A 12,067-nucleotide genomic window follows, 5' to 3' on the forward strand; every position below is an offset into this window, starting at 1 on the left:
CGTACTTTGACCGGCGTTTCGACATGTCGACCCGCCGGTCTTTGAAGACAGGACGCAACGCCGTAAAACCAATATTGAAAGACAGAGGCCGCCATGAAACCGATGACAATCCGCATCGCCGGCGGCTCGCTCGCCGGTCTTTTCACGGCGATATTGCTTCAGCAGGACGGGCACGATGTGAAAGTCTACGAACGATCGTCATCCGGCCTCGGCGGGCGTGGTGCAGGGCTGGTGCCACAGCAGGACCTGTTCGAGGTTCTGCAGCAGATAGGCTGTGAAGACGTCGCCCATGTCGGTGTGGTTGCAAAGGAGCGCATCTACCTCGATGCCAGTGGCCGGGTGGCCCAGCGCCAGACGACGCCGCAAATGCAGATTTCATGGGACTATCTCTTTGAGCGCGTGTCCTCCCGTCTCCTTGCCGACACCTATCGTCTCGGACACCATATCGACGCTGTTCGGGAAGGCTCTGATGGAGTGACGCTCTCTTTTACCGATGGCACGGAAGAGCGAACTGATCTGGTGATCGGCGCGGATGGTTTGGGGTCGGTTATCCGAAAGGCGGTCAATCGCCATTCGGAAAACGCCTTCGCAGGATATGTCGCCTGGCGCGGGCTGATACCCGAAAGCCGATTGCCGGCCGCTGCGTCGCTGCTACTCGACCGCTTCGCGTTTTACATAGCACCCGGAATCCATGTTCTGGGTTACCTCGTGCCGGGCCCGCTGGGTGAGACACAACAGGGGCAGCGGCGTTACAACTGGGTATGGTACCGCCCGACGGCGGCTGATGAGCTTCCCCGCATCTTCACCGGCCGCGACGGCAGGCATTTCGAGCATTCGCTCCCCCGTGGCGAACTCGCTGACCAGCGTCGCGAGCAATTGCGCAGGGACGCATTTTCCCTTCTGCCGCCGGTATTGGACATTGCGGTGGAAGCGGAGGAAACCCCATCGATCCAGGGGATTTTCGACTACGAGGCTGAACAGATGGTGTCACCGCGCATCGCGCTGGTCGGAGATGCCGCCTTTGTGGTTCGCCCACACACCGCGATGGGCGTTTCCAAGGCTGCGGGCGACGCAATGGCACTACGCGACGCCCTGCGGCAGACGGACGACCTTCCCGCCGCCCTGTCAAGATATCAGAGAACCCGCCTGCCGGTGGGTAAGTCAATTGCCGCCTATGGGCGGCGGCTTGCCGAAACCGCCATGTGAGCACGGGTGAAAGATCAGGGGATGTCCCGCCTTTCGTCACTCAATCTTTGCTGACGAAAGGCCTCACTCGGGCGATGGACCGACATAGCGGGACTGCGGACGAATGAGCCGTCCTGTCCGTTGCTGCTCCAGCACATGCGCCGTCCATCCTGCCATGCGACCTGCGGCAAAGACATTGGTAAAGCTGTCGCGTGGAAAACCCAACGCGTCCAGTACCAGCGCCGTGTAGAACTCTACATTTGTCTGCAATGGCCGAAGCGGCTTCTTTTCCTTGAGGAGCGCGAGCGCCGCCGCCTCCACTTTGCCGGCAAAGGTAATGCGGCTGGATCCATCCTTGAGAGCCGAAACCGCGCCTTTCAGCACGTCGGCGCGAGGGTCACGGACACGATAGATCCGATGGCCAAAGCCCATGAGACGCTCCCCGCGTGAAAGCGCATCCTCCAGCCATGTTTGAATGTCAGCCTCACTGCCAATCGCATCCAGCATGTCAAGCACCGGACCCGGCGCCCCACCATGAAGAGGCCCCTTTAACGCACACAGCGCACCAACCACTGCTGAGAACATTCCGGCGTCTGTCGAAGCAATGATGCGGGCCGTAAAGGTCGAGGCATTCAATCCATGATCGGAAACCGTCGTGAGGTAAGTATCGAGTGCGCGCACCTTCTCCGGCGACGGGTGAACGCCGGAAATCATTCGCAGAAAATCCGCCGAATGGCAGAGCGTGATATCAGGCGCAATCGGCGGAAGTCCTTGCCTGTCGCGGATGATGACCGCGGCAAAGACCGGCGCCGCCGCAACGGCCATGATGTGGTGCGCGGTCGTTTCAACATCAGGCAACGCGGACAGCAAGAAGCGCAGGGCCTCTACGGAAGAAATATGTGACAGGTCAGGAAGCGGCTGTATCAGCTGAAAAGCCCGTTGCCGGGCGGAACCCAGTTGAGAACGAATGTCCTGCGCCGTCGTAGGCTGGGGGACTTGCTCGGCCCATAGAAGCTCCAGAACCTGTTCAAAAGACCAGTCCGCCAGGCTTGAAAGATGGTGCCCGCGAATAATCAGTTCACCAGCCGTCCCGTCCACATGGCTGAGAACGGTTTCGGCTGCGACGACATCATCGAGGCCGATCACCGACCTATTGTTACTCAAGGCTGTTATCGCAGACATATAATTTTCCTCAATCTGAATACGAATGCGCTTGAGGATGCGGCATCGTATATATATGGTCAATATTGATTGATATAATCAACATGAGATATGAAATGCAGCCTTACGACAAGTACATGAGCGCTGACCGCGCGGCTTCCGAGCTCGGCATCAGCCGAGCAACGCTTTATGCCTATGTCAGCCGTGGCTTGATCCAGACGAGCGCAGCCGAAAGTGACCCGCGTCGCAAGCTCTACAGCACCCATGATGTCGAGGCGTTGAAGAAGAGGAAAAACGTTGGGCGGCGCCCCGGACAGGTTGCCGCTTCCGCGCTTGACTGGGGGCTGCCGGTTCTCGAATCCTCTATTACGCAGATAACGGAAGGACGCCTGCGCTATCGGGGTCATGATGCGCTTGTGCTTTCACAAACCGCGAGCCTGGAGGATGTGGCCTGCCTGCTGTGGGATTGCGGTGAGACTAACCCTTTCGATGACATGAAGGCCGCACCCGCCCCATGGCCACAGCCGATCCTTGATTACGTCAGCACCCTGCCGCTGACGGAGCGGTGTCAAACACTTCTCCCTCTCGTTGAAGCAGGCCGCCTGACGGCGTGGAGGCGCGAAAACAATCGTCTCTGGTCCGGCGCCGCCGTTCTGCTGCGGGCTGTCGCCAGCGCCTGCAGCCTCGGCCCGCCAGGTACGCAGCCGGTTCACCTGTTTCTCGCTGACGTCTGGAGGACGGATGCGGCAGGCGCGGATCTCATCCGCCGCGCTCTCGTGCTTCAGGCCGATCATGAGTTGAATACCTCAGCATTCGCAGCGCGCGTTGTCGCCTCCACAGGCGCCTCGCTCGGTGCATGTCTGAATGCAGGGCTTTCGGCGCTGAGCGGACCCATGCATGGCGGCATGACAAGTCTCGTCGAGCTCCTGTTCGATGAGTTGGAGCGGTGTGATGATGTGGAACGGGTGATTGATGAACGGCTTCGACGCGGCGAAGCCATCCCGGGCTTTCACCATCCGCTTTACCCGGACGGCGATCCGCGGGCAGCGGGCCTCCTGCCCCATCTTCCATCGGATGCGAAGCGAGATGAGCTTCTGCGGGTGATGAACGACACCACAGGGCAGTTACCGACCTGCGATGTAGCGCTGGTGGGCCTGCGCCGCAATCTCGGGCTGCCGCGTGGCTCGGCCCTGGCGCTCTTCGCCATCGCACGGACCACCGGCTGGATTGCCCATGCTCTGGAGCAGAAGCTGGACGATAAACTCATCCGGCCCCGCGCCCGCTATGTGGGGCAATAGGCATTCATGGTTTCACAGCATGGCCGGCATTCACCTCAGGGCCTGAACGTATAACGACTTTGGCACATGCCGTGCTGCTTGATTTCGATGTGCGGCCAATGCTCGGAAATATCGCGCGGCGCTGGCCTGAACCGCTAGACTATGTTGCGGTGGATGCCGAAAACCGAATGGGTGTGAGCGCATTTGAACCGCCCCGATGGCGAATAGAACGGCGAGACGGAATCAATGAGATTTTGCAATGAACGAGCGAAACCGGTCGCTCATTTCCGGGTTGGCAGGATTATAGACCATCATGTTGAGATCCCCGCGCCCCTCCACCGCAAAGCTTGAAAACTCCAGTTCAATCGTTCCGAGAACGGGATGGTGAAGGCGCTTGAGCCCTTCATGCATGCTTGTGACCTCGTTGTCTTCCCACATGGCCTTGAATTCGGCGCTGGCGGCCGAGAGCTCATCGACCAGTTGCCGGACGTCGGCGCCAGCGCCAGCGCGCGCGGCGTCCGCCCGGAATGCGCCGACGACATAACGGGCAACATTGCGCCAGTCCTCCTGCGCGGTGCGCACCCGGTCATTTGAGAAGATCAGGCGCAGAATATTGCGGTTCTCCCTCGCCAGTTTGCTGTAATCGGTAAGGATGAGGGCGGCGGCCCGGTTCCACGCCAGAACGTCCCATGTCGCCGTTCTGATGATGGCGGGGCTGAAGGGCATAGCGTCAAGCACACCCTGCAGCCGGGGCGTTATGGTCTCGGGTTGACGGTAACGCGGCTCGGGCGGGTGGCCGAAGGCCAGTATATGCAGGTGGTCGCGTTCGGGATCGGTCAGCATCAATCCCTTGGCGATACGATCCAGCACATCCGCCGAGGGCGAACCGCCCCGGCCCTGCTCCAGCCAGGTATACCAGGTCGGGCTTATATTAGCGCGCTGAGCGACCTCTTCCCGACGCAGGCCCGGTGTGCGGCGGCGGCCAGTGGCAAAACCGAACGTCGCGGGATCAAGCCGCATACGGCGATCACGCAGGAAGGTACTGAGCGCATTGTCTGTCATCGCATTCCCCGGCGCAGCCTGTTGAGAATTATACCATGATAAGGTCACTACTTTAACAGGACGATTCTCCATGAGATCACCTCTCCCGTCAACGCGGGAGATTTTTATGCGTGTTTTTCTGACAGGTGCGACCGGGTTCATCGGCTCGCGGATCCTTCGTGAACTGCTGGCTGACGGCCATGAGGTGGTCGGCCTCACCCGCTCGGAGGCCGGTGCAAGAGCGCTGGAGGCCGCCGGCGCCACCGCACATATTGCAACGCTTGAAGATGCGGCAGGGCTAGCGCAGGGTGCGGAAACTGCCGATGCCGTGATCCACACGGCATTCGATCATGATTTTGCGAATTTCGCCGCCAATTGCGAAAAGGATCGCCGGGTGATAGCGGCGATCGGTGCCGTATTGGCTGGCTCCGACCGGCCGATGCTCATCACCTCAGCGGTCGGCATGGGCGATCCCGGCAATGGCGAACCCGCGCGGGAAGATGTGTTCGATACGCATCATTTCAACCCGCGCATCGCCTCTGAACTCGCGGGACAGGAGCAATTGCAGGCGGGCGTCAATCTCGGCGTCATCAGACTTCCGCAGGTGCATGACACGGTAAAGCAGGGCCTCATCTCGCCCTATATCGAGATGTCGCGAGACAAAGGCATCGTCGCCTATGTCGAGGACGGCGGCAATCGCTGGTCGGCCGGTCATGTCGACGATGTGGCGAAACTCTATGTGATGGCGCTCGCTCGAGGCGAACGCGGTGCTCGATATAATGCCGTGGCGGAAGAAGGCGTTGTGGTTCGCGATGTTGCCGCGATCGTTGCAGAGGGGCTAGGGCTACCGCTGCTATCAATAGGCAAAGAAGAGGCTGCCGGCCATTTCGGCTGGTTTGCCCTGTTTGCCTCCATGGACCTCAGGGCTTCCAGCGCCCTCACACGGGAAAAGCTGGGCTGGGCGCCGAAAGGTCCGGGCCTGCTCGATGATCTCAGAGCCATGGATTATTCGGCGATCTAGGCATTGGCCGACCGGCGCCCATGATAGGGAATGGCGGAGACAGGCAGCATGGCAGCAACGGAAAACCAATGGTGACTTTATGAATGGAAAAGGTTCAGGTGACGGACATCATTTGCCCGATTCCGGTCTGCCAAGGCCAAGCAGGTGGTAAAAGGCAATCGCTCCGATTGTCGCCGTGCCGATACCATCCAGCGTGAAGCCGGCGACATTGAGCTTGAAGTTGCCAGCGCCCAGCACCAGAGCAATACCCACGGTAATGAGGTTGCGGGGTTCGGAGAAATCCACCTTGTTTTCCACCCAGATGCGCCCTGCGGTCGCCGCGATCAGACCGAAGACCACGACAGACAGGCCGCCGATGACGGGTCCCGGTATGGTCTGAATGAGCGCACCAAATTTCGGCGAGAAGCCGAGAATGATGGCGACCAGTGCAGCAACGATGAAGACGAGTGTCGAGAAAATGCGGGTTATCGCCATGACGCCCATGTTTTCGGCATAGGTCGTCATGCCGGTGCCGCCGAAAGCGCCTGAAAACATCGTCGCGATACCGTCACCGATAAAGGCGCGGCCGAGATAACCATCGAGGTTCTGCCCGGTCATCGCGCCTATCGCCTTGATATGCCCAAGATTTTCCGCCACGAGAATGACGACGACCGGCGCGATCAGCGCAATCGCCGATCCTGAAAACACCGGTGCGGTGAATGTCGGTAATCCGAACCACGATGCGGCCGCCACGCCGGAGAAATCGACGGGCTTGCCGAGGCCAAAGCCGTTGGCAAGCACGAGATAGGCGAGATAGGCAATCGCACCGCCGAGAAGAATGGGAAGACGGCGCGCCATGCCGGGCGCATAGACCGCAATCGCACCGACCGATGTGACCGTCAGGATAGCAATCCAGCGCGACAGCTGGTCGCCATCGGGGTTGCCCGGGCCCGAGCCAGAGGCGCTTGCGATCGCAATTGGTGCGAGGACAAGACCGATCGCCGCAACGATCGCGCCCGTCAGCACTGGCGGCATCAGCTTTTCGATCCAGTTATGACCGGCGATCATGACGATGACGCCGATCAACGCATAAAGCACCCCGGCAGCGATGATACCGCCGAGCGCCAGCGCGATATTGGGACTGACTGCCCCGGCGGCTGCCCCCGTTGCGACGAGCACCGGCCCGATGAACGCAAAGGACGAGCCGAGATAGCTTGGCACACGTCCGCCAACGGCGATGAAGAAGATCAGTGTCGAGATGCCTGAAAACAGGATCGAGACGTTCGGATCGAACCCCATGATCAGCGGAGCAAGAACCGTGGAACCGAACATCGCAACGACATGCTGGAGACCAAGCACCGCGGTCTGTCCCGCAGGCAGACGCTCATCGGGCAGGATGCGTCCTTCTGTTTTCAGTCTCCAGCGCGGAAAGTAACCACCGGTATCGCTCATATCGCCCCCCTGGCAAACAGCCGGCACGCGCCTCCCGGGGCCTTCCGGTTTCAGTTCGCAGCCGCGCAAGAAAATTTGCTTTTTATGATTTGCGCCCACCGTCCGAGATCGAATCGGCAGCCGGCGCATCTTTTTCTCCGTTAACGCGATTGCCTGTCCCTGTCATCGGCTATGGGCTGTTTCCCACTGTTGCTTCCGGCGCGGAAACAATCAGCTCCCGCGCCGGTAAAAGATCGGGTGGACGGCGTTATTGCGCTTTTTCAAGCGCCGTCAGGATTTCATAGGCCGCAGAAACCCGCTCCTCATTGGGGTAGTTTTTATTGGCCAGAATGACGATGCCCAATTTCTGCTTTGGTATGAACGCCACATAAGCGCCGAAACCATTGGTGGAGCCGGTCTTGTTGATGAAGACATCCTGACGCGGTTTCATGGGCGGCGAGATTTCAGAGACCGGAACAGTCTTGAGCAGGGCGCCGGAATTCAACTCTCGCAATGTCTCCAGCTGCGCGGGATGGGCATATTGTTCCCAGACCATATCCTGCGTCATGGCGCCGACGCCGAAATATCCGGTATGGGTGTTGATGAGCGCCTGCTGGATTTTTCCGTTCAGCTTTTCCAGTCCCATATTCGCATTGACGAAACGGATCATATCCTCCGCTGTCGATCTGACGCCGTAGGCTTCCGAGGAGAGGACGGCCGGTGTCACGCGGGCAGGCTCGCCCGTTCGCTTGTAGCCCTGCGCGTAATCGGCCATCTTTGCCTCGGGCACCACAGTGAACGTGTTCTTCAAGCCCAGCGTGGGGAACAGCGTATCTTTCATGGCGCCATCGAAGCTTTGGCCCATGGCCTTTGCGGTAATGTATCCGAGCATTCCGATGCTGGGATTGGCGTAGGTTCTGTGCGTTCCGGGCTCGTATGAGGGTTTCCAGGCCTTGAGATAGGCCATCAACTGCTGTTCCGTCTTGACGTTATCCGGCACCTGCAACGGAAAGCCGCCGGCGGTGTGGGTGCCGAGTTGCATCAGCGTGACATCGCCGAAGGGCTTGCCCTTCATGGAGGGAAGATAATCTTCGACCTTGCCGGAGAGCGAGAGCTGGCCATTCGTTTCGGCATAGGCGCTAAGGGTGACCGTGAAAGTCTTGGAAATGGAGCCAAGTTCGAAAAGCGTCTGCGCCGTCACCGGCTTGCCCGAGCTTTTGGACATGACGCCATAGGTGAAGACGTGGCTTTCACCATCGACACTGACACCAACGGCAAGGCCCGGAATGCCGTTTTTCTCCATGATCGGCTTGATCGCGGCATCCGTTATCGCTTTCAGCCTTGCCTCATCGGCGGCAAAAGCCTGTGTGAACAGGCTCGTCGAGAGCAAGGCTGCCAGTACGACATGTCTGCTTTTGAGTTTCATCTTTCGCGTTCTCCAAAACCTAGAGTGGATTTTAGGCGTATTTGCCATCGCCAGCGAAAGACGTTTAACCGGCCTACATTGCACGAACAAATCATGATATCTCGGAGGAGACACAAGAAAATCTAGGTCTTGAATGGTTCGGCAATTTCTCCCCCTGAACGGCTTACGGGCTTTTGAGGCATCGGCGCGGCACCTGAGCTTCACCCGCGCGGCCATCGAATTGTGTGTGACGCAGGCGGCTGTGAGCCAGCAGGTGAAAGGGCTGGAAAAGCGGCTTGGCGTTTCGCTTTTTCAGCGGCTTCCGCGCGGCCTGAAGATTACCGCCGAAGGCGAGGCCCTGCTGCCGACGGTAACCAGCTCCTTCGACCAGATGGCGACGACACTTGACCGGATCGAGGCTGGGCAGGTGCGCGAATTGCTGTTTCTGGGTGTTGTGGGAACCTTTGCCGTGGGCTGGCTGCTGCCCCGGCTGAAGGCGTTTCAAAAGCAGCATCCCTTCATCGATATCAGGGTTTCCACCAATAATAACCGGGTTGATATGGCGGCTGAAGGGCTGGATTTCGCCATTCGTTTCGGCCAGGGCTCTTGGCATGGGACCGATGCGTTCCGATTGTTCGAGGCGCCACTTTCACCGCTTTGCGCGCCGAAACTGGCGGAGACACTGAAAAAGCCGGCCGATCTGATGGAAGCGACGCTGTTGCGCAGCTACCGAGCAGATGAATGGAGCAACTGGTTTGCGGCGGCCGGCGTCATTCCTGCGGCACAGGTGAATGCCGGTATCGTCTTCGACACGTCTCTCGGCATGATGGAGGCCGCGCTTCAGGGGCTGGGCGTGGCGCTGGCGCCGCCATCGATGTTTTCGCGGCATCTGGCCTCCGGCGCGATCATCCAGCCTTTTCCGGTTACCATTTCGCTCGGGAGCTACTGGCTGACCCGGCTGCAATCGAAACCGCCTACACCCGCCATGCAGGCCTTTTCCGACTGGATGTTCGACAGCATAGGCGCTGCGGGATGAGGCTTATGCCAGTGCGAGCAGAACGCCGCTGACCGCGCAGAAAATCACCACGGCCCATGGCGGTGTTTTCCAGATCGTCAACAGGATGAAGCCAGTGAGCGCCAAGGTGAAATCCTTCGGCGTGAAGATCGCGCTTGTCCACACCGGATCGTAAAGTGCCGCACCGAGAATGCCGACGACGGCGGCATTTGCGCCGCGCATGGCGGCCTGCGCCAGAAGGTGTTTGCGGAACCCTTCCCAGAAGGGCAGCGCGCCGACGAGCAGCAACATGCCGGGCAGGAAGATCGCAACAAGGGCGATCGCCGCGCCTGTAACACCGTTGGGCTGCGGCCCCACCACCGCACCGAGATAGGCGGCGAAGGTGAAGAGCGGGCCGGGCACGGCCTGGGTTGCGCCATAACCGGCGATGAAGGCATTTTCCGTAACCCAGCCCGTGGCGACGACTTCCGATTGCAGCAGCGGCAACACCACATGGCCGCCGCCGAAAACCAGCGCGCCGGCGCGATAAAAGGCATCGAACAAGGAGAGGCCTTGTGAACCCGCGACGGCCGCAAAGAGCGGCAGGAGCCCAAGAAGCAGGGCAAAGGTGGCGAGCGCAATGTATCCCGTACTTTTCGGCACCCGGAAGGCGAGATGGGTGGACTGACGCGCGGCATCGGCACGACAGAAGACAAGCCCGGCGAGCGCGCCGACGGCAAGCGCCAGGATCTGCCCGAAAGCGCCGGCGACAAACACGACGCAGACGATGCCGGCAAGCGCGATGCTGGCCCGCTCACGATCCGGCGCAAGGCTTTTTGCCATGCCCCAGACCGCCTGCGCCACGACGGCAACGGCGACGATTTTCAGCCCATGCAGGAGGCCGGTGCCGACCGGCCCTTCGATGGAGGCGGCGACCATGGCGAAGAAAAACAGGAGAATGGCGGATGGCAGGGTAAAACCCGTCCAGGCCGCCAGCGCACCGAGCGGACCTGCCCGCAGCAGCCCGAGCGCAAACCCCACCTGGCTGGAGGCGGGACCGGGAAGAAACTGGCAGAGCGCCACGAGATCGGCATAACCGGCCTCATCGATCCATTTGCGCCGCACGACGAGCTCATCGCGAAAGTAACCGAGATGGGCGATGGGGCCGCCGAAGGAGGTGACGCCGAGCTTCAGGAATGCCGCGAAAACCTCGCCGGGCGTGCCTTGCGGCGCTCTGTTACCGTCACGTCCCTGCAATGCCACGCCTATCTCCATGCCGTGCCGGACGACTCATTGGCACCGGGTGGTTATCAAACACTATTGCAACAGGATCGTGAAGGGCCCGGCATCAGACGATCAGGCCTTTCAGAGGACGGACAAGGTCGGATCCGGGAAACACCAGCTTGTCCAGCGCTGCGGTACCAGCGCCGAGATGGTCGATGGCGAGCCCCTTGATGACGGCGCGTAGATCGGTGGTCGCGGCAAGGTCGCGGCCGTCACGAAGCTGCGCTTCCTTCAGGCCCGGCCAATCGGCGATGACGCGGCCGCCGCGAATGCTGCCGCCGGCCAGAAACGCGGTGGTGGCCGTGCCGTGGTCGGTGCCATCGGTGCCGTTGATGCGTGCGGTGCGGCCAAACTCCGTCGCCACGAGGATCACCGTGTTTTTCCAAACCGGCCCCAGTTCCTGTTCGAAGGCCGCAAGGGCATTATCGAGACCGGTCAGAAGCTTGGCGAGGCGATTGACCTCCTGCGCATGGGTATCCCAGCCCTCGAAGGCGAGCGCGGCAACACGCGGGCCTTCCGGATGGGCAATCAACCGCGCCGCGCCACGAGCCATTTGCTCCATTCCCTGCGGATCGCCGGGACCGCCGCGCGCCTTGATATCGACGCCCGATGCAATCCTGCCCGTTTCGACACCTTCGGCCAGGAGGGCGGCAAGCATCGGGTCCGTCTGGCCGTAGAGATCGGCAAGGCGAGCGGCGAGACCGTCATCGGCAGGCCGCAGCACGGATGGCGCCCACCCAAGGATCGGTGCCTTGCCACGAATGACAAGCGGTGCGCTGGACCCGATGGCAAGCCCGCTCACCCGGTCGCCGGCGGCGGGATTGATGGTTTCCCCCACAGGCATCTGCTCCAAGAGCCGGTTGAGCCAGCCGCTTTCGACATGGCCAGGTGTCGCAAAGCCGGACTCGAGAACATCCTGCCCGTCAAAGTGCGACCGGTCACGATAACCGGTGGCACTGGCATGCACCACGGCCGCCTCACCCTTGCGATATAGCCGCTGGAAATTGCGCAGCGACGGATGCAGCGCGAAATAGCCATCCAGCGCAAGCGCCGGATTTTCGCCTTCCGTTCGCAGCGTCAGCTGCTGTCGTAGCGCTTCGTAATCGGGATCGCCAACAGGTGGCACGGCGGTCAGCCCGTCAAGCGCGCCACGCAGGATGATCGTGACGAAACGCGGATCGCGCCCAGAAGCCGCATGGCCAAAACGCGGCATGAAAGCCCAGGCGAAAAGGGCACCGTTTGCGCCGAGAACGGCGCGCCGAGTGGGGGAGAAATCTTCGCACAGCATG

General features: G+C 60.6%; 10 protein-coding genes. 4 read left to right on the plus strand and 6 right to left on the minus strand.

All coding sequences use genetic code 11. The annotated features are described in order from the left end of the window. The first annotated feature begins 93 nt into the window (after positions 1-93). A complete protein-coding gene (locus tag AGR1_RS15465) occupies positions 94-1,206 on the plus strand; it encodes an FAD binding domain-containing protein (RefSeq protein ID WP_149147460.1) in 1,113 nt (370 codons plus the stop codon). Positions 1,207-1,269: 63 nt separating this feature from the next. On the opposite strand, the gene AGR1_RS15470 is transcribed toward AGR1_RS15465, so the two are convergent. Continuing rightward, the gene (locus AGR1_RS15470; protein WP_149147461.1) at positions 1,270-2,367 is read right to left on the minus strand and encodes a citrate synthase/methylcitrate synthase; all 1,098 of its coding nucleotides are present in this window, start codon (positions 2,365-2,367) and stop codon (positions 1,270-1,272) included. Between the two features lie 83 nt (positions 2,368-2,450). On the opposite strand from AGR1_RS15470, the gene AGR1_RS15475 reads away from it, so the two are divergent. Continuing rightward, positions 2,451-3,644, plus strand: coding sequence for a citrate/2-methylcitrate synthase (locus AGR1_RS15475; RefSeq protein ID WP_246669663.1), 1,194 nt, complete (start codon positions 2,451-2,453; stop codon positions 3,642-3,644). A 222-nt stretch (positions 3,645-3,866) separates the two neighbouring features. Here the strand turns inward: AGR1_RS15475 and AGR1_RS15485 are convergent, their stop codons facing one another. Next, positions 3,867-4,685, minus strand: a complete 819-nt coding sequence (locus AGR1_RS15485; protein ID WP_149147462.1) for a helix-turn-helix transcriptional regulator — start codon at positions 4,683-4,685, stop codon at positions 3,867-3,869. Between the two features lie 106 nt (positions 4,686-4,791). Here AGR1_RS15485 and AGR1_RS15490 point away from each other — a divergent pair, with 106 nt between their 5' ends. Beyond that, the gene (locus tag AGR1_RS15490; RefSeq protein WP_149147463.1) at positions 4,792-5,685 is read left to right on the plus strand and encodes an SDR family oxidoreductase; all 894 of its coding nucleotides are present in this window, start codon (positions 4,792-4,794) and stop codon (positions 5,683-5,685) included. Between the two features lie 108 nt (positions 5,686-5,793). Here AGR1_RS15490 and AGR1_RS15495 read toward each other — a convergent pair whose 3' ends face one another. Together AGR1_RS15495 and ampC are read right to left on the minus strand one after the other, a co-directional pair. Next, complete coding sequence (locus AGR1_RS15495; protein ID WP_149147464.1) at positions 5,794-7,116, minus strand: solute carrier family 23 protein; 1,323 nt, start codon at positions 7,114-7,116, stop codon at positions 5,794-5,796. A 247-nt stretch (positions 7,117-7,363) separates the two neighbouring features. Beyond that, entirely contained in the window at positions 7,364-8,521 is a 1,158-nt protein-coding gene (gene ampC / locus AGR1_RS15500) for a class C beta-lactamase (protein WP_149147465.1), read from the minus strand. Between the two features lie 133 nt (positions 8,522-8,654). Between ampC and AGR1_RS15505 the strand changes: the two genes are divergently transcribed. After that, entirely contained in the window at positions 8,655-9,536 is an 882-nt protein-coding gene (locus tag AGR1_RS15505; RefSeq protein WP_149147466.1) for a LysR substrate-binding domain-containing protein, read from the plus strand. 3 nt (positions 9,537-9,539) lie between these two features. Here the strand turns inward: AGR1_RS15505 and chrA are convergent, their stop codons facing one another. Together chrA and AGR1_RS15515 are read right to left on the minus strand one after the other, a co-directional pair. Continuing rightward, positions 9,540-10,757: a chromate efflux transporter gene (gene chrA / locus AGR1_RS15510; protein ID WP_149147467.1), complete on the minus strand. Its 1,218-nt coding sequence runs from the start codon at positions 10,755-10,757 to the stop codon at positions 9,540-9,542. Between the two features lie 85 nt (positions 10,758-10,842). Beyond that, positions 10,843-12,066: a DUF1501 domain-containing protein gene (locus tag AGR1_RS15515; RefSeq protein ID WP_149147468.1), complete on the minus strand. Its 1,224-nt coding sequence runs from the start codon at positions 12,064-12,066 to the stop codon at positions 10,843-10,845. Position 12,067: the final 1 nt, after the last annotated feature.

Source organism: Agrobacterium sp. B1(2019), from assembly GCF_008274755.1.
Classification (GTDB): Bacteria; Pseudomonadota; Alphaproteobacteria; order Rhizobiales; family Rhizobiaceae; genus Agrobacterium; species Agrobacterium salinitolerans.